The organism is Neobacillus cucumis, from assembly GCF_023715505.1.
On record NZ_JAMBOH010000015.1, the window covers coordinates 59218 to 78020 of the forward strand.

Consider the following 18803-nt stretch of genomic DNA (forward strand, 5'->3'; position numbering starts at 1 on the left):
TTTAAAATTAAAAGAATTCGTTATCAAATCGCAACGAGATAAAAACAATATAAAAATGAGGAATTTATTTGTTAATAAAAATAACGGATAAGAAAGTATACAAATATTTAGTATTTTTTACTATTTGTTTAAGCCTATTAGCATTCATCAGAATAATTATCGATCATACAGATAATAGGAGAAAAAAAGAAGTGACGCATTATCAGCCAACATATCGAGCAGCGTACCATTTTACGGTACCGGACAAATGGAAAAACGATCCTCAAAGGCCTATTTATTTTGATGGAAAGTATCATTACTATTATCTTTATAATCGCGATTATCCGAATGGAAATGGAACAGAATGGCGACATGCGACATCAAAGGATTTAGCACATTGGAAAGATGAAGAGGTGGCCATTCCAAAATTTACAAACAAAAACGGGGACGTATGGTCTGGATCAGTCGTTATTGACACAAAAAATACAGCAGGTTTTGGAAAAGGAGCCATTGTTGCAATTATGACACAGCCCTCTGCCGATGGAGGTAAGCAGGAACAATATCTATGGTATAGTACAAATAAAGGAAAAACTTTTACATCTTATAGTAGTCAGCCTGTTCTAGCTAATCCGGGTGCAAAAGATTTTCGAGATCCAAAAATTATCTGGGATCGTCAAGCGGAAAAATGGGTGATGGCTTTGGCGGAAGGATCGAAGATTGGTTTTTATGAATCCGATAATCTGAAGAAATGGGATTATACTGGAGGCTTCTTAACGGAAAATATAGGTGTTGTAGAATGTCCTGATCTTTTTCAGATACGGGCAAATGACGGGATGTATAAGTGGGTACTTGGTACAAGTGCAAATGGAAAATCATCAGGTAAACCGAATACCTACGCATATTGGACTGGTACCTATAATGGAAAGGAATTTGTTGTAGATCACAGTGAACCCCAGTGGTTAGATTATGGCTTTGATTGGTATGGCGGGGTAACGTTTGAAGATGGAAAAGCAAACGACAAATTTAAACGGCGATATGCTCTCGCATGGATGAATAAATGGGAATATGCCAACAACACTCCCACAATGGAAGAGGATTTTAACGGGATGGATTCAATTGTTCGTGAAATTGAACTAAAGCATGCGGGCAGCAACGAATATTATTTAACCTCTAAGCCCATCGAAGCGATCAATGATCTAGTATATTCAAAAGATTATATAAAAAAAATGAATGTAAATGGCTCTGAAACTCTCAAAATAGCAGGCGATACATATGAGCTGGAAACAGAGATCTCCTGGTCAGAGCTCAAAAATGTAGGGTTAAGGCTTCGAGAATCAGCCGATAAAGACAGTCACGTCGATGTCGGTATTTTTGTTGAACAGGGGTACTCCTATGTCAATCGAGCGTTTACGAAGCAGCCTGATAACAGCAGGCAGTACGTGGAAAGCAAGGCTCCTTTCGATGTCAGCAAAAAGAAAGTTCACTTAAGGATTCTTGTTGATAAATCCAGTATTGAAGTCTTTGTGGATGACGGAAAGGTTGTTCATTCAAATTTAATCTTTCCTGATCCTGCCGATCGGGGCATCACCCTCTTTTCAGATGGAGGAACAGCGGTATTTGAAAATATTATAGTTAAAAATTTGAAGATGCAATAGCATAAGGTCAAGGGAAATTAAAGCGCTAATTTTAGAACAATTTCATTCAAGCAACTTTTTAATAACTTTTAACACATTAGGATTGATTCGATTCCTTAAGTTTCCTTTAACAGCCTTCAAATTAGATTCAAATGAAAATTCCCCCATAAAAAAACTACACTTCCAATTGTTGTGTCCAACAATGGGGGTGCAGTTTTTTATGGGGGGTTTTTTTGTTAATTATTTCTTAAATAATAAATTAATTTTCTAGCTCGCGCCTTTTTGTAGAAGATTTATTTCTTTAATCTGAGACTTTAGATGTATTCAATTTTCTTGTTGAAGAAGTTATTATATTTCGATGGAAAGGTTTGAAAATCATTTTTCTTTCATCCCTTTTTCAATCAATGGTGATTTAATAAAAGTATCGAAAAAAGAGGGAAGGTATTTCAAAAATGTCTTTAGGTTCATTTGTATTGGGTTTTTCAACAGCGGATATAGACTACGAAATGTTAAAAAACTTAGGAATTTCTATAGGGATTCTACTTTTGTTTATTGTTTTTAGAAATCTATTTACCAAATATGTGTTTCAGTTAATATTAAAATTGTCCAGGAAAACCCCAACTGATTTCTTCACACAAATCTGTTTAAGTTTTGAACGTCCTTTAGGATGGTTCTTTATTATTTTTGGTTTGTATATTGCAATGGATTATTTCCCTTTTATTGAACAGCACAATACACTGTTTTTAAAATTTTTACGTTCAATGGTTATTGTATTGATTACATGGGGATTGTTTAATTTGTCCTCTCCAACTTCAGGGTTATTAATCAGTTTTAATCAAAAACTCAACAATAAAATTGATTTAATCCTTATTCCGTTTATTTCAAGAACCATCCGTGTTATTATCATCGCCATCAGTATCAGTATTATCGGGCAGGAGTTTAATTATGACGTAAATGGATTGGTGGCAGGACTTGGATTAGGGGGACTTGCATTTGCCTTAGCTGCCAAAGAAGCGGTAGGGAACCTTATTGGCGGGGTTGTCATTGTAACCGAAAAGCCATTTTCCATTGGTGATTGGATCTTAACTCCTAGTGTTGAGGGGATTGTCGAAGATATTAATTTTAGAAGCACGAAAGTTCGTACCTTTAGCCAAGCTCTAGTTACTGTTCCGAATGCTACACTTGCAAATGAGGCGATTACAAACTGGAGCCGCATGGGGAAAAGGAAGATCGATTTTCATTTAGGACTAAACTATCAAACTACAAAAGAAGAAATTGAAAGAGTAGTAAGCCGGATTGAAAAATTATTGAGAACACATGAAGAAATCCATCCGGATACGATTATGGTCGCATTTGATCATTATAATGAGAGCAGTCTCGATATCCTTGTCTATTTTTTCACGAATTCTACTGTTTGGGCAGAACACATTAAAATCAAACATGAAATCAATTTAGCGATCATGGGGATTTTAGAGGAAGAGGGAGTAGACGTTGCTTTTCCTAGCCGAACCATTTACGTATCTCCACAGTCAAATGAATTATTCCAAACAATGGGGTCTTATGATTGAAAATTAATCGTTGAGCGAACAAGTACAAAAGAAATAGGCTGTCGATGACAGCCTATTTCTTTGTACTAATATGGAGTTAAACATGAAAGGGAAGCGGATTGCTTCCCTCAAGAATTAATTAGTATGTCATTACCATTAGTATATATTGGAAAAATTTCAGGATGAAGGAGATGGGCAATTTGCGCCAGTCCGTTCAACAGCCGGGGGGATGGCCTGCAATAAAGAGGTTCATCGAGAATGAATAATTGATTATGTTTGACCGCATTCATTTGGTCCCAACCAGGACGTTTTAGAATTACCTTTGGATTTACTTTATTTTTATGAACGCCTACCCAAACGACACATATGACATCTGGATCTCTGAGCTTTACGTCTTCCCAACTAGTTTGGATGCTAGCTTCCGCCTGATCTTCAAAAACATTTTGTCCACCTGCAAGTCTGCTGACTTCTGTGAGCCAGTTCCCAGCACCTGGAGTAAAGATTGGCTTCGCCCACCACTCCCAATAAAGTGATTTTTTTGTATCTACTTGTTGGCTTAAAGAGTCGTAGTATGTAAGAATTCGAGTGAATTTTTCATACAGTTGTTTTGCTTTGTCGTAGGTCTGTGTTACTTTGCCGACAAACAAAAGACAGTCACCGACTTCTTGTAAGGATTGTGGATTTGGAACAATTACATATGGGATATTGCGTTTTTCAAGCTCTTTAATATTTCGTTCCATTCCCGGAACAGAAAGGGAGGCTAAGACCAAATCAGGCTTTAAGTCTTCAACTTTGTCCATGTCTATTTCTAAATCTGGACCGAGCCTTGGTAATCTATTGATTTCTTCGGGCCAATCAGAGAAATTATCTACGCCGATTAATGAGCCCGTTAACTCTAAATAGGCGATTAATTCGGTATTGCTGGGACAAATCGAAATCAGTTTCAACAAAATACCTCCCATCAAAACAATCATCTAACAATTATTATAAAACCATCTAATACCAATTAACAGGGACTTGATTTAAGGCATGCCAAAAATTTCTGTAGGTAACAGCGGCTGGCGGTACCGGCGGTGGAGGAATAATAGGAACGGCTATCGGTTTATACCACGGATGATAGTAATGTAAATATATGTAATGATACATATAAATCAACCTTTCCCTTTTAGTTACAGTAGACTATGAGACCACACCCAAATTCGATTGGATAAAAGCCTATTTTATGTCATTTAAACATTTTTAGAAGCATGAGAACCGTCCCCACGCTTCCCCGCGCTCCCCTTATTTATACTGGTCCAGCCTGTTGAAAAATTGGATAAGGAATTCATAGAAGTTCTTTTCGGCTGGTGCTAGGTCTCTGTGTTTGGGAATTATGACCCCGACTGTACGCATCGCCTTTGGTGTTTCTATCGGTACTTTGACTGTGAATCGCGGAATAGAGTCATAGAAGGTGCTTTCCGGTAGTAGGCTAACGCCGATTCCTGCAGAAACAAGACCCTTTAATGCATCCATATCCTCACCTTCGGACGTAATGTTTGGTTCAAATCCTGCCTCATGGCAGGCCTCGACTGCAATTTTTCGGAGAACATAACCTTTTGGAAATAAAACAAAAGAATCTGTACGCAGCTCACCTAAAGACAGACTTTTTCGTTCATTCAAAGGGTGATGATTAGGAAGCAAAGCCACGATATTTTCCATAAAAAGAATTTTAGCCTCTAAATCAGGATCCTTCATGGGGACAGGGCCGAGAAAGGCTAAATCGATTTCCCCGTTTTTCACTGCATCAATTAAGTAGGCATAAGAACCTTGACGTAAATGGAAGTTCACATTTGGTACATCCTTCTTATAAGCTGAAATAACAGTTGGGAGCCAATATCTGGCGAGACTTGTTGGATAACCAATTTTAATTGTTCCTGCTTGGGGATCTAGATATTCGTCGACTTTTTCCTTTGCTTCATCCAGCGTCTTTAAGACACTTTTTACATATTGTAAGAAAATAGTTCCGATTTGTGTCACCTTAATATTTCTTCCGACCCGTTCTAACAGTTTAACCCCTAATTCCTCTTCTAGTTTTGTGATTTGATAGCTGACGGCTGATTGTGCAACGTTAAGATTTTCAGCAGCCTCTGTCACATGCTGCCGTTCCGCCACTTCAATAAAATATCGTAATTGACGAAGCTCCATTTTTTGATTCTCCTTTATCCATATAAAAATCAGATTGATTTAATATAAATTATATATTGTTTGTATCATTAAGGTAACCTAAAATGAGGTTATATGCAATATTTCGACAATAATCAACAGGGAGAGATTTTATATGACATATCATCAACTACCTAAAGCACAAGGTCTCTACCGTCCTGAATTTGAACATGATGCCTGTGGAATCGGCTTATATGCGCACATCAAAGGGAATGCCACACATGATATTGTGGCTAAAGGACTAAAAATGCTTTGTCAATTGGACCATCGCGGTGGACAGGGGAGTGATCCGCTTACTGGCGATGGAGCGGGACTTATGGTTCAAATTCCAGATTTATTTTTCCGCCAAGAATGTTCAACTATGAACTTACCTGAACAAGGGGAATATGGCGTAGGGATGTTGTTCTTCTCAAAGGATGATGCGGAACGGGAAAAAATAGAAACCTATATTAATAAATTGGTCGAACAAGAGGGGCAAACGGTGCTTGGCTGGAGAACCGTTCCTGTTAATGCTGAAAATATCGGGGTAACAGCACAGGAAAGCTGTCCTGTCGTTCGCCAGTTGTTTGTCGGTGCCAACGAAAATAATACGGATTCACTAGCATTTGAACGAAAGATGTACGTGATTCGGAAGCAGGCAGAAAATTGGGCAAAGGAATCCGAATACCGTTTCTATTTTGCTAGTTTTTCAAGCAGAACGATTGTTTACAAAGGACTATTAACACCTGAGCAAGTTGATCAATTTTATTTGGATTTACAGGATGAGAATTTTGTTTCTGCGTTTGCTATAGTGCACTCACGCTTTAGTACAAACACATTCCCAAGCTGGGAAAGAGCCCATCCTAACCGTTATTTAATCCACAATGGTGAAATTAATACCCTTCAGGGGAATATTCACTGGATGAAGGCCCGTGAAAGTCAATTCGTTTCTGAGGCATTTGGATCCGATTTGGAAAAAGTACTGCCAATCCTTGATACCGATGGAAGTGATTCCTCCATTTTAGATAATGCACTTGAATTCTTGGTGCTTGCTGGTCGTAAACCAGCGCACGCAGCCATGATGCTTGTTCCTGAGCCATGGTCTGATAATCCTCATATCACAGAGGAAAAGAGATCTTTCTACGAATATCACAGTACGTTAATGGAGCCTTGGGATGGACCTTCAGCGATTTCTTTTACCGACGGAAAACAAATTGGCGCAATTTTGGATCGGAACGGTCTTCGTCCGGCTCGTTATTACGTGACAGAAGATGATTATATTATTTTCTCTTCAGAGGTTGGCGTTATCGATGTAGAGCCGGAAAAGGTGTTATACAAAGAGCGCCTAAGCCCAGGAAAAATGCTATTGATTGATTTAGAAGAAGGAAGAATTATTTCTGACGAGGAAATTAAATCCCAATTGGCAAACGAACAGCCGTATCAGCAATGGCTAGACGAACAGCTTGTTCGCTTGGAAGAAAAAGTTGAAGCTGAAGGAGAAGTTCCTGCAGATTTACTTACTCGCCAAAAAGCTTTCGGCTATACGTATGAAGATATTCAAAAATATATCCTTCCTGCTGTAAGTGAAGGCAAGGATCCGCTTGGTGCGATGGGAAATGATATGCCGCTTGCGGTATTGTCAGATCGTCCGCAGAACTTATTTAACTACTTTAAGCAATTATTTGCCCAAGTAACTAATCCGCCGGTTGACTCTATTCGTGAAGCAATTGTTACTTCAACGATTTCTTATCTAGGAGCGGAAGGAAATCTACTACATCCATCAGCAGAAAATTGCCGTCGGATTCAGTTGGAGACACCAATCCTAGCAAACAGCCAGCTTGAAGAATTAAAGAATAGCGAAGCATTTAAGAGTAAAGTGATCGACATCTTGTTCACTGAGAATATAGAGAACAGCTTGAACGAAGTTTGCCGTCAAGCAGTCGAAGCGATTGCGGAAGGTACTAGTTTGATTATCCTGTCTGACCGTAACATGAGTGAAAATGAAGTGGCCATTCCTAGCGTTTTGGCAGCGAGCGCCCTTCATCAGCACTTGATTCGAGAAGGATTAAGAACGAAGGCTAGCATCATTGTAGAAACAGGGGAAGTAAGAGAAGTTCATCATTTCGCAGTTCTGCTTGGATATGGTGTTGATGCGATTAACCCTTATCTCGTGTTCGCTACTTATCAGGAAGCTGTTCAGGAAGGTACTTTATCGTTCACGTATCAAGAAGCGGTTGAAAAATACTTGTACGCGATGACCGAGGGTGTTGTTAAGGTCATGTCGAAGATGGGTATTTCAACTGTTCAAAGTTACCGTGGTGCGCAAATTTTTGAAGCAGTTGGGATCAGCACGGATGTCATCGATCGATTCTTCACTGGAACCGTATCTCAGCTTGGCGGTATTGGTTTAGAAACCATCGCAGAAGAAGCGAAACTTCGCCATGCGGATGCGTTTAAGGAAACGACTGACAAAACATTAGAATCAGGAAGTAACTTCCAATGGAGACATGATGGCGAACACCATGCGTTCAATCCAGGCACAATCCATACTTTACAATGGGCTTGCCGCAATGGTGATTATGATCTATTTAAAAAATATTCGAATCTTGCGAATGAAGAAAGACTTGGCTTTTTACGTAACCTATTCTCCTTTAATGGTTCTAGACAAGCTGTGCCAATTGAAGAAGTAGAATCAGTTGATTCGATCGTCCGCCGCTTTAAAACAGGTGCAATGTCTTTTGGATCAATTAGTAAGGAAGCACATGAAACATTAGCGATTGCCATGAACCGCTTAGGCGGAAAAAGCAACTCGGGTGAAGGCGGGGAAGATGCAAGCCGCTTTGTATTAGATGAAAATGGCGACAACAGAGGTAGTAAGATTAAACAGATTGCTTCTGGCCGTTTTGGTGTAAAGAGTCATTATCTAGTGAATGCCGAAGAGCTGCAAATTAAAATGGCACAAGGTGCAAAGCCTGGTGAAGGCGGTCAATTAATGGGTAAAAAGGTTTATCCATGGGTTGCCGACGTTCGTGGAGCAACACCTGGTGTAAGCTTAATTTCACCGCCTCCGCACCATGATATTTATTCGATCGAGGATTTGGCTCAGCTGATCCATGATTTGAAAAATGCCAATCGTGATGCACGAATCAGCGTTAAGCTTGTTTCAAAAGGCGGCGTAGGAACGATCGCTGCCGGTGTAGCGAAAGCGGTAGCCGATGTAATTGTCATCAGTGGTTACGATGGTGGAACAGGTGCATCACCGAAAACAAGCATTCAGCATGCCGGATTGCCTTGGGAGCTTGGATTAGCAGAGGCACACCAAACGCTTATGTTAAATGGTTTGCGTGACCGCGTAGTACTTGAAACAGACGGAAAATTAATGACAGGTAAGGATGTTGTTATGGCAGCCTTACTAGGAGCAGAAGAATATGGCTTTGCTACTGCACCGCTTGTGGTTCTTGGCTGTGTGATGATGCGTGTTTGTCATTTGGATACTTGTCCAGTTGGTATTGCGACTCAAAACCCTGAGCTCCGTAGAAAGTTCACAGGTGAGGCCGATTATATCGTTAACTTTATGCGCTTTATTGCACAAGAAGTACGTGAGATCATGGCGGAGCTTGGTTTTAGAACAGTTGAGGAAATGGTTGGCCGCACAGATGTTCTAGCTGTAAGTGAACGTGCAAAAACACATTGGAAGGCTCATGCCTTAGATTTAACTGCATTGCTTCACAAGCCTGAAGGAACGCGCACGTTTAAACGCCCGCAAAATCATAGAATTAATGAAACTCTTGATCTTACAAAAATTCTGCCGGCTGTTCAATCGGCTATCGAGCAGGGAACACCTGTGGATGTCAGCTTCCCAATTACCAACGTTAATCGTGTAGCGGGTACAATTGTCGGAAGTGAAATTTCCAAACGCTACGGTGAAGAAGGACTTCCAGAGGATACGATTACTTTAAGGTTTACTGGTTCTGCGGGGCAAAGCTTTGGAGCCTTTGTACCAAAAGGCATGACTCTTGAACTTACCGGAGACGTGAACGATTATGTTGGTAAAGGTCTGTCTGGCGGTAAAATTATCGTCAAAGCAGATGAACATACAAAGATTGCTTCAGGTGAAAATGTCATCGCCGGAAATGTCGCCTTTATCGGGGCAACAAGCGGTGAAGCTTATATTAACGGCCGTGCAGGTGAACGTTTTGCCGTTCGTAACAGTGGCGTTAACGTCGTTGTTGAAGGAATAGGCGACCATGGTTGTGAATATATGACTGGTGGACGTGTGGTCATCTTAGGTGAGGTTGGCAAAAACTTCGGAGCAGGTATGTCCGGCGGAATTGCCTATGTTTTAGCTGATGATAAGGGTGCATTTAAGCATTTATGTAACCAAGAATTAATTGAATTTGAATCGGTATCAACTTCTGCCGATCAGGATGAGCTAAAACAGTTAATCCAGAACCATTTCGCGTTTACAAAGAGTGTAAAAGCTGGCTGTGTTCTAGAAAACTGGGAAGAGTGTGTCAGTAAATTTATCAAGGTTATTCCGAAAGATTACAAACGGATGATCCAATTGATCGAGGAGCAAAAACTTGCAGGTTTATCGGAAGAAGAAGCTGTTATGAGCGCCTTTTTAGCGAATTCCGGAGCAAAACAAAAACTATCTAAACAGCAGGAGGCTGCAATCCGCTAAGAAAGGAGACAGGGAAAATGGGAAAAGCAACAGGTTTTATGGAATATGCTCGTGAAAAAGTTGGAGAAAGAGATCCATTAACACGCCTAAACGACTGGAAAGAGCATAAAGTTCCTTTTTCTGATGAAAAGTTAAGTATACAGGGGGCGCGCTGCATGGACTGCGCCACTCCCTTCTGCCATATCGGCATGGAGATCCAAGGAGCCACATCTGGCTGTCCGATTCACAACCTGATTCCGGAGTGGAATGATCTGGTTTATCGCGGTCGCTGGAAGGAAGCACTTGATCGCCTGATGAAAACGAATAATTTCCCTGAGTTTACTGGACGGGTTTGTCCGGCTCCGTGTGAAGGTTCATGTACGGTGGCAATTTCCGACCCGGCGGTAACTATTAAGAATATCGAACAAGCGATTATTGATAAAGGTTTTGAAAACGGATGGATCACACCAAGGATTCCTGTCTCACGGACTGGAAAAAAAGTGGCGATTATCGGATCTGGCCCTGCAGGAATGGCTGCTGCTGATCAGCTTAATCAAGCAGGTCACTCAGTAACTGTTTTTGAACGGGCAGACCGTCCTGGCGGCTTGTTGATGTATGGAATTCCGAACATGAAGCTTGAGAAAGAAGTCGTAGAACGACGGATTCGTTTATTGGCTCAAGAAGGGATCGACTTCGTTACAAATACAGAAGTGGGCAAAGATATTACAGCTGCAGAACTTCAAGAACAGTTCGATGCCGTTATTCTTTGCACAGGTGCGCAAAAGCAGCGTGATTTAGTGATTGAAGGCCGTGAAGCAAAGGGCATTCACTTTGCGATGGACTATTTGACGCTAGCGACTAAAAGTCTACTAGATTCAAATTTTGAAGATGGTCAATTTATCGATGTAGAAGGCAAAGACGTCATCGTTATTGGTGGTGGAGATACAGGCGCCGACTGTGTGGCAACAGCGCTTCGTCAAAAATGTAACAGTGTTGTTCAATTTGGTAAGCATCCACAATTACCTGTTGAAAGGACTTCTAATAATTTATGGCCAGCATATCCGAACGTTTTTACAATGGATTATGCATATAAGGAAGCTGAAGCAAAATTTGGGGAAGATCCTCGTCAATATTCCATTCAAACGAAGAAAATCGTTGCTGATGAGAATGGGAATCTGAAAGAGCTTCACACCATCCAAATGGAGAAACTTAAGGATGAAAATGGTCGTTATTATTTTAAAGAAATCCCAGGCACTGAAAAAGTATGGCCAGCCCAGTTTGTGTTTATCGCAATTGGTTTTGAGGGAACAGAGCAGCCATTGTTGAACCAATTTGGTGTTAAAGCAGTCAACCAAAAGGTTCAAGCTTCATACGGTGAGTTCAAAACAAACGTTGAGGGAGTTTTCGCTGCTGGCGATGCCAGAAGAGGACAAAGTCTTATCGTTTGGGCGATCAACGAAGGACGCGAAGTCGCACAAGAAGTTGACAAATACTTGATGGTCTAAAAAATCCCTCAATGTTAATAGATTGATTAGAAAACTATAGTTTGTCACTGACTTAAACAGCAACAGGCATCATCGTTTTTGGATGGTGCCTGTTTTTATTGCTTAATGCTAGGATCTTAAATTGTTCATTTTCATCTTTTTTAAATATAAACTAAGTTGTTTATATCCATATGAAAAAAGTATTGGTTCATTTGTCAAATGACAGTCCATTATTCCTGTTTTTACGATTGTATTTCAAATTTAATAGTAATTTCTAGTTTCAATGGGCAGTCTAGTTAAGAATAGGTAATAATCAGGGGTGTAGAGAGAAATATAAAAAATGAATACCTGGATGAATTTATTCAATAACAAGGAGGAGCGTGATGGAGAGTTTTAAAAAAATAGAACAGACCTATGAAGAACTTAGAACGATGTGGTTAGATTACTGGTTTGAAGAAGTGTTTTTGACCTACCAGTGGTGGGTTGAAGTAGTGATCGTTATTTTATCATTGTTTCTGTTTTGGAAATTTATCGATAGATCTCGTTTAAGAGAAATCAGTCTAGTAGGATTTATTACAGCAGGAATTGCTTTTATTTTGGACCAAATCGGTACATCTCTAGGTTTGTGGATCTATCCTTATACTTTAACTCCATTAGAAAGAGATGAGTTTGCACCTGCAGACTTATCTATTGTTCCCCTTTTTTACGTCATAATTTATCAGAAATTTTCTACGTGGAAAAATTACATATTAGCCATTATGATTTATGCGTTCTTCGCTTCCTATATAGGAGAAAGATTCTTTCAATGGCTAGGAATATACAAAGTAATAAATTGGAATCACCTTTACTCTGTTCCGTTCTATATCTTAATTGGAATATTTGTAAAGATGGTTCTTCAAAGATTAAATTCAATTGAGTTTTATTATAAAGGGAATCAATAAATTTTCCTTCTATGACTAAGGGGACAAGAATTACGAAACAGGGATGGCTATTGCTATCCTTTTTTTCATGATGCTAACACAAGCTAAATCTGTTGAATAAAAATCGTCCTAATATTTTCTGAATATTTTTATTGACATGTCGTATACAATCGTATACATTATAAACATAACTTATTGTATACGAATGTATACAGAAAAGGGGATTCTTCCATGAAAAACGATGAATTTAAGGATAAAGACTTCCACCATAGAGGTAACCGGCATAAACGAGACCATGATCATCACCATCGTGGTGCGAAAACGTTCCGACGAGGAAGAGCGATTGCATTTTTAGAGATGATGAATCTTAAACGTTCCACCTTAAAGCAACAAATTAATGCTCCAGAATTTCAATCCATTGATCAAATTTTAATCGGTGAATTAAAGGCAATTGAAATGGTCATTAACGAATTTGTTCAATTATTTGAACTCCACGAATTTGAAGAAATTGAAAAAGATCTTAAAGAGACAGAAGAAGAGGAAACTTCTATTTTAGTTGCAAACGAGACTCTAGATGACACTCAGGTAAAAGATGTCTAATCAAGATTTCATTAAAATAAAAGGTTGGGGATGATTATATGTTCATTCAATTAAGAAAAATAACAGTGGCAGAGGGAAATGCAGAAAAAGTTATAAAACAATTTAGCGGAGAAGGCTTGATTGAAAAACAAAAAGGCATTATTGATGTAACCGTTATGGAGAAAAAAGTTCGCAGAGGGGATGAAGAGGTACTCATTATGATCCGATGGGAATCAGAGGAATACTGGAAGCAATGGGAAAAGAGTGAAGCACATATAGCCAACCATAGAGCAAACCTTGGCAGGCCCAAACCAGAATTTATTTTGAATACAGAAGTTGGGAAATATGAAGTAAAGACTGTAAAACAACCGGCTAATTAACTTATAGGAGCCATAGGTATCCAGTGTAGTATCCTTAAAAACTCATTGAATGAAAAAAAGCAGAGCTAATTCATATATGAATACTCTGCTTTTAACTTCAAAAAACAAGGGATTTTTGGCTTGGCAGGAATCCTCTTTTCACAGGAATGGTTCATTATTCATATCAATAAATTTATGATTGCCTTTAGTGCCTCTTCATCGTCGTCCCCTTTAGCAATGATCGTTACGTCGATTCCAGCTCTAACTATGGTTAGGACACCAATAATACTTTTGGCATCGATCGTGAAATTTGCCCCTCTGATATTAATATCGCTTTCAAATTTATTGGCAGTTTTAATAAACTTAATTAATTCATCTACAGATAAGTTTTTTTTAACCTTAATTTCCTTCACTCTCATGTTCATTCTTCTCCTGTGAAATGCTATTTAGTAAATAACAATTTTCCGAAAAAATATTTTTGAAAATCCTCCCCCTTATTTGTAATGTTTTTAACTTTCTACATTTAAATTACTTTTTCCTGCAAATTTTAATCATTTGAAAAAGACCATACTAAAAGCAATAAGAAAGGAGGATTTTGATGGATCAAACGAAACAAAGGACCTTCTCTGTTGAATATGAGTTAGAGGGAGTCACTTTTTACAAGAATGTAAATGCTGCAAGTATGGAAGATGCAAAGAACCAGGTACAGGCGCAACAAACAAACGCGAGCATACGGGCGGTTTCGATTATTGAAGAAAATGATAATTATGCAGGGTAGATATAAGTAGGGAAGAATCACTTAGCTCTAAAAACTCTACGTACGAGACTTAAAAAAACATTTTCCACCGAAAACGTTTCGAAAAAAATAAAAAGCCTGATTATACCTATCAACATTTGTTAACAGGTATTAATCAGGCCATTTATCATAAGAACTACTCAATTCTTATACCTACATCGAACACATATGGCTGCTTCGGAGGAGTTATTTTAGAAAGCTGGTCAATCTTTATAACAGGAATATCCTCTCCATTATATTGGGTTTCCTCAATCTTTCCTGTAACTTGTACCCATTTATCCTTCGGCAAGGACGCTACATCTCCTTTAACCATCATCCCATAAACAGAAGCATCTGCTACACAACATGTGATTCCAAAACGAGCTACAATCATTTGGTTTTGCATAAACTCTTTTTCCCGATACACAAAACCTTTTGTGGTTACGGTTTTTCCAATCATATTCTTTAGATTATCCTGAATGATGTTCATTATATTCACATATTGGACATCGTCAATATTAATCATTTTAGCCTTCAATAATTTATCCTTTATTGTATTATATTCTGATTGGGTTAGAGGCTCAGGTTGATTATCAAGTACACTTGTCGTGTTTGATGAGGAATTAGTTTTACTCGAATCAGATGATGGGTTTGATTTAGGATTCTTTTTTACGGGATTCATTTGATTAGCTGCATGAGAACTTGCTCCTAGTTTAATAGTTCTGTTCATGGCAACGGAGCTGTCGAGAACATTGTTCGAGAAGAGAAATCCTGTTGTGATAGGAATGATAAACAATAAATAAAGAAACAGACTCTTACAAAAGGAGGTAGGGTAGGAGTGGTCCCCGTCACAATCACAATGATTAGAATGATCTTTACCTGAAGTTCCTCTTATAATTAAAAGAACACCTAGAATTAAACAAACAAAGAGAGTAAAGTAAATAAAATGGATCATTTTTGGTGCAATCAAGAGGGAGATATTATTCGTTAGAAGTAATTTAAATAAAAGTAACATAAATCCAATTAGAATGATTCCTCTAAGAAGATGATGAAAAGAAAAATCATGAGATTGATGCGACTTCATCATTGGACACCTCTCTTATATAAAAAATAGCTGAAAGAGATAGACGGAAAAATAGACGACAAGTGGAGTAACCATAAGCAGGAACAGAACAAAATTTTTCTTAAAATAACCGAATAACATTAAAGTGTTTTTTATATCAATCATGGGTCCAAAAACAAGAAAAGCAAGGATAGAGCCCTCTGTAAAAGTTGAACCGAATGAAGAGGCTACGAAGGCATCTGCTGAAGAACAGACGGAAAGGACGTAAGCCAGGCCCATCATAACCCCGGGTGCAAAGGTGGTGCTTGTCCCTATGGATAAGAGAACATTACGGTCTAAGAAAGCCTGAAATAGACTTGCAAGGAACGCTCCTAAGAATAAATATTTTCCAGTATCAAATAATTCATCACTTGCATGATAGAGAGTTTTTAATAGTTTATTTTCTCTTTGATGTTGGTGATGGTGTTCATGGTGATGCTGATGATCATCCTTCTTTGTTTTTAAAATATTTTCCCCTTTAAAACGTCTGCAGATGATTAATCCAATGATAATCGAACTTATAAATCCAACAAACATCCTGGCATTGGCTATATAGGGTGTACTTTTAAAGGCAAAATAAGTAGAAGCATAAACAACAGGGTTCAAGATCGGTGCACTTAGCATAAACACAACTCCAACATGCGAAGGCATGCCTTTTTTTATTAACCTGCGAACAACAGGAACGATGGCGCACTCACAGATAGGAAAAATAATTCCCAGTAAAGCAGCGGGTATAAGGGCTAAATAGGCATTCCGAGGTAGAACCCTTCGGATTACATTTTCGGATACAAAAGATTGAATAATGGCTGATACAAAGACACCCAGTAAAATAAAAGGAATGGCTTCTAAGATGATACTGAGAAAAATAGTATTTATATTAAAAAAAGTACTGGGGATTCTACTAAAAAAAGAGATGTTTTTTATTTCTTCTGCAAAAAGAAATAGAAAAAGAAATAAACAAAATAATAGAAATACGAGACTATCTTTCACCATTCTATATATAAATGTCACAATAAATTGCCCTCCTACTCTCTCATTTCTATTCTTATTGATATGCTAGACTCCTGATTTAATTTCATTAATTAATTTTAATTTGACATAAATAATTAATCGTTATATGATGTAATTCGTAATAATTACGATTAGCTAATAACTAATAATCTTCAATAATACAAAATAATTATTCACTTTAAATCATAATAATTCCTAATTAATCATAACTTTGGAGGTACATGAATCGTGAAAAAACTTTTAAGCCCATTAATTATTTTTCTTTTAATTGTAAGTGGATGCTCCAACGCCGCTTCAACAAAAAGTGAAAAAACGAGTGAAGGTTCCAAAAAACTGCAAATTGTCACTACTTTTTATCCGATGTACTATTTTGCTCAAAAGGTGGCGGGCAGTTCCGCAAACGTTGAACTCTTAATTCCAAATGGTGTAGAACCACACGATTGGGAGCCAACAGCAAATGATATGGCTAAAATTCAAGATTCAGATTTATTTATCTACAATAGCCGTTACTTTGAAACGTGGACTGAAAAAGTATTTAAGAGTATTAATGATCCAAATTTAAAGGTAATCGAGGCTTCCAATGGAATAGAATTGATGGATGCACTAGATTCAGAGGAAGAAGATAATCATGAACATACATCTTCTAAAGACCCTCATGTCTGGCTTTCTCCTGTGTTAGCTCAGAAAGAGGTTGACAATATCGCTAAGGCTTTAGAACAGGCAGATCCAAAAAATAAAGACAAATTTCAAAAAAATGCAGCCGCTTTAAATTCGGAGCTCGCCGATTTAGATTCCTTATATAAAGAGACGATTGATAAAGCCAAGAAAAAAGAATTTGTCACACAACATGCAGCCTTTGGCTACTTGGCAAAACAATATGGGTTAACTCAAATTCCGATTGCTGGCTTATCACCCGATGTTGAACCAACCTTAGGTAAATTGGCAGAATTAACGGATTTAACGAAGAAGAAAAATGTAAAGATTATCTATTTCGAAGAGCTAACCTCTTCAAAAGTGGCGGATACTTTAGCAAAAGAAATCGGTGCTAAAACGGAAGTATTAAATCCATTAGAAGGATTAACGAAAAAAGAGCAAGAAAAAGGATTAGATTATATTGATGTGATGAAAAATAATCTGGAGTCATTAAAACTATCTTTGCAAGATTAGTAGTCAATTTGGGCTGTTTAAAAGTGTCGTGATTCATAGACCTTTTGAATAGCCTATTTTTAATTCCTCAGTTAGTATATTTAATAAATATCAAGTATTACTATTTTCTTGTTTGAACAGTATAATCAGGATTGGGAGATGAGATAATGAATAAAACCGACATCGCAAATATTCGAAAACAATTTAAATTAGACAATTATCTTTTGAAAATCCGAGAAATCTTTAATGTTTATGTAAAGAAGGAATCAGGTGAGATCTATCATCAAATAAGCCAGCCGTTTCAAATGTTAGAACAGGAAGCACAAGAATTGTTTTTAACAAACTTTAAAAAGGTTCTAACAGGGCAGCTTGATGCCAAACTGTTTGAGCTGAAGTTCCAACGTGATGTGGAAGAAAGCACACAAATGATTCTGTTTGACGGAGTACAAACCGACTCACCTGAACAATGGCAAGAAAACATGCTGAAAATCGTGGATAAAATGTTTGCCCATGCGGTGTATGAATTTGATACAGTGGTAACGTTTATCCGTGGAGAATACCAAAAGCCGTCTAGAAAAAGGAATGCGGATTCCGAAGAAGGCGGAGATGATGAGGTTTATTCCAGCGAGTTTATCCTATGCAGTCTCAATAAAACGGATCAGCCCAAGAAAGCCTTGCTGTTTGATTATATTGAGAAAGAATTCAAATCGAATCACGCAGTTGATCCGATTATTAATTTGACTTCTCCGTTAACAGGCTTTCTATTTCCAGCCTTTAATGAAAATTCGGCTGATGTAAACCATATTCTCTACCACGGTGGTAATCAACCAAGCGCTTCCTTTATTGAAGAGGTGCTCAACTGTGAAGAAATTATTACAGCTGAGGAAGATAAAGACAGCTTCGAACAAATCTTAAAAATCGTCATGGGAGATGAAGTAGATTCCAAGGTCATTTCGAATGTTTATGAGGAAATCGATAAAATCGTTCAGGAGAATGCAGAGAGTGAAGAAGTTGAAGCTCCTATGTTGGATTCCCGTGATATTGAACGGATATTAGAGGTCAGCGGTGTTGAAGATGTGGATACTGCCAAAGTAGAACATGCCTTTAAAAGTGTTGTTGATGATGAAAATTATGAAATCAAAGCCACGAATGTTCTTCCAAAATCCATTAAGATTAATACGAAGGTCGCGGATCTATCCATTGACCCGACAGAACTTAAAAATATACAATATATTACTTACAATGGGAAACGATGTCTATTAATAGAGATTGATGAAGACGTGGTTGTCGAAGGATTTAAACTGGAAACAAGAACGCTTTAATACTTTAATGTGACAGGTTCCTTAAATGATATCATAATGAATTAGTTGGTTCCTCTACAATCATTGGGGCCAACTTTTTTGTTTTAAGATTGAAAAGGAAA

Annotated in this window: 15 protein-coding genes; 10 read left to right on the forward strand and 5 right to left on the reverse strand. The window is 38.0% G+C overall.

Translation table 11 applies throughout. The features are described 5' to 3' along the window. Positions 1-80: 80 nt before the first annotated feature. Together M3226_RS19790 and M3226_RS19795 are read left to right on the forward strand one after the other, a co-directional pair. Complete coding sequence (locus tag M3226_RS19790) at positions 81-1634, forward strand: glycoside hydrolase family 32 protein (protein WP_374110654.1); 1554 nt, start codon at positions 81-83, stop codon at positions 1632-1634. A gap of 431 nt (positions 1635-2065) precedes the next feature. Beyond that, positions 2066-3181, forward strand: a complete 1116-nt coding sequence (locus M3226_RS19795) for a mechanosensitive ion channel family protein (RefSeq protein ID WP_251568533.1) — start codon at positions 2066-2068, stop codon at positions 3179-3181. 107 nt (positions 3182-3288) lie between these two features. Here the strand turns inward: M3226_RS19795 and M3226_RS19800 are convergent, their stop codons facing one another. Continuing rightward, on the reverse strand, positions 3289-4107 hold the full coding sequence (locus M3226_RS19800) for a cobalamin-binding protein (protein ID WP_251568535.1): 819 nt from the start codon (positions 4105-4107) through the stop codon (positions 3289-3291). 334 nt (positions 4108-4441) lie between these two features. Next, positions 4442-5344: a LysR family transcriptional regulator gene (locus tag M3226_RS19805; RefSeq protein WP_251568537.1), complete on the reverse strand. Its 903-nt coding sequence runs from the start codon at positions 5342-5344 to the stop codon at positions 4442-4444. Between the two features lie 133 nt (positions 5345-5477). Between M3226_RS19805 and gltB the strand changes: the two genes are divergently transcribed. The 5 genes from gltB to M3226_RS19830 all read left to right on the forward strand — a co-directional run bounded on the left by gltB (position 5478) and on the right by M3226_RS19830 (position 13367). After that, a complete protein-coding gene (gltB, locus tag M3226_RS19810) occupies positions 5478-10025 on the forward strand; it encodes a glutamate synthase large subunit (protein ID WP_251568539.1) in 4548 nt (1515 codons plus the stop codon). Between the two features lie 17 nt (positions 10026-10042). Next, the gene (gltD, locus tag M3226_RS19815; protein WP_251568541.1) at positions 10043-11509 is read left to right on the forward strand and encodes a glutamate synthase small subunit; all 1467 of its coding nucleotides are present in this window, start codon (positions 10043-10045) and stop codon (positions 11507-11509) included. 362 nt (positions 11510-11871) lie between these two features. After that, positions 11872-12429, forward strand: coding sequence for a CBO0543 family protein (locus M3226_RS19820; protein ID WP_251568550.1), 558 nt, complete (start codon positions 11872-11874; stop codon positions 12427-12429). A gap of 210 nt (positions 12430-12639) precedes the next feature. Then, positions 12640-13008, forward strand: coding sequence for a hypothetical protein (locus tag M3226_RS19825; RefSeq protein WP_251568562.1), 369 nt, complete (start codon positions 12640-12642; stop codon positions 13006-13008). A 38-nt stretch (positions 13009-13046) separates the two neighbouring features. Beyond that, on the forward strand, positions 13047-13367 hold the full coding sequence (locus tag M3226_RS19830; RefSeq protein WP_251568569.1) for an antibiotic biosynthesis monooxygenase: 321 nt from the start codon (positions 13047-13049) through the stop codon (positions 13365-13367). Between the two features lie 158 nt (positions 13368-13525). Here M3226_RS19830 and M3226_RS19835 read toward each other — a convergent pair whose 3' ends face one another. Further along, on the reverse strand, positions 13526-13765 hold the full coding sequence (locus tag M3226_RS19835; protein WP_251568572.1) for an HPr family phosphocarrier protein: 240 nt from the start codon (positions 13763-13765) through the stop codon (positions 13526-13528). 179 nt (positions 13766-13944) lie between these two features. Here M3226_RS19835 and M3226_RS19840 point away from each other — a divergent pair, with 179 nt between their 5' ends. Continuing rightward, on the forward strand, positions 13945-14124 hold the full coding sequence (locus tag M3226_RS19840; protein ID WP_251568573.1) for a hypothetical protein: 180 nt from the start codon (positions 13945-13947) through the stop codon (positions 14122-14124). Positions 14125-14278: 154 nt separating this feature from the next. Here M3226_RS19840 and M3226_RS19845 read toward each other — a convergent pair whose 3' ends face one another. Continuing rightward, positions 14279-15208 (reverse strand): TIGR03943 family putative permease subunit, encoded by a 930-nt coding sequence (locus M3226_RS19845; protein ID WP_251568575.1) that lies wholly within the window; start codon positions 15206-15208, stop codon positions 14279-14281. Positions 15209-15220: 12 nt separating this feature from the next. Continuing rightward, on the reverse strand, positions 15221-16216 hold the full coding sequence (locus tag M3226_RS19850) for a permease (RefSeq protein WP_285857925.1): 996 nt from the start codon (positions 16214-16216) through the stop codon (positions 15221-15223). 243 nt (positions 16217-16459) lie between these two features. Between M3226_RS19850 and M3226_RS19855 the strand changes: the two genes are divergently transcribed. Both M3226_RS19855 and M3226_RS19860 read left to right on the forward strand, forming a co-directional pair. Beyond that, entirely contained in the window at positions 16460-17401 is a 942-nt protein-coding gene (locus M3226_RS19855) for a metal ABC transporter substrate-binding protein (RefSeq protein ID WP_374110655.1), read from the forward strand. A gap of 146 nt (positions 17402-17547) precedes the next feature. Beyond that, positions 17548-18702, forward strand: a complete 1155-nt coding sequence (locus M3226_RS19860) for a DUF4317 domain-containing protein (RefSeq protein ID WP_251568586.1) — start codon at positions 17548-17550, stop codon at positions 18700-18702. Positions 18703-18803 lie beyond the last annotated feature (101 nt).

Excerpts from the sequence above, each read along its gene's own strand:
- M3226_RS19795 (WP_251568533.1), top strand. The coding sequence starts at position 2,066 with ATGTCTTTAGGTTCATTTGTATTGGGTTTTTCAACAGCGGATATAGAC.
- M3226_RS19805 (WP_251568537.1), bottom strand. The coding sequence starts at position 5,344 with ATGGAGCTTCGTCAATTACGATATTTTATTGAAGTGGCGGAACGGCAG.
- gltB (WP_251568539.1), top strand. The coding sequence starts at position 5,478 with ATGACATATCATCAACTACCTAAAGCACAAGGTCTCTACCGTCCTGAA.
- gltD (WP_251568541.1), top strand. The coding sequence starts at position 10,043 with ATGGGAAAAGCAACAGGTTTTATGGAATATGCTCGTGAAAAAGTTGGA.
- M3226_RS19820 (WP_251568550.1), top strand. The coding sequence starts at position 11,872 with ATGGAGAGTTTTAAAAAAATAGAACAGACCTATGAAGAACTTAGAACG.
- M3226_RS19825 (WP_251568562.1), top strand. The coding sequence starts at position 12,640 with ATGAAAAACGATGAATTTAAGGATAAAGACTTCCACCATAGAGGTAAC.
- M3226_RS19830 (WP_251568569.1), top strand. The coding sequence starts at position 13,047 with ATGTTCATTCAATTAAGAAAAATAACAGTGGCAGAGGGAAATGCAGAA.
- M3226_RS19835 (WP_251568572.1), bottom strand. The coding sequence starts at position 13,765 with ATGAGAGTGAAGGAAATTAAGGTTAAAAAAAACTTATCTGTAGATGAA.
- M3226_RS19840 (WP_251568573.1), top strand. The coding sequence starts at position 13,945 with ATGGATCAAACGAAACAAAGGACCTTCTCTGTTGAATATGAGTTAGAG.
- M3226_RS19845 (WP_251568575.1), bottom strand. The coding sequence starts at position 15,208 with ATGATGAAGTCGCATCAATCTCATGATTTTTCTTTTCATCATCTTCTT.
- M3226_RS19850 (WP_285857925.1), bottom strand. The coding sequence starts at position 16,216 with ATGGTGAAAGATAGTCTCGTATTTCTATTATTTTGTTTATTTCTTTTT.
- M3226_RS19860 (WP_251568586.1), top strand. The coding sequence starts at position 17,548 with ATGAATAAAACCGACATCGCAAATATTCGAAAACAATTTAAATTAGAC.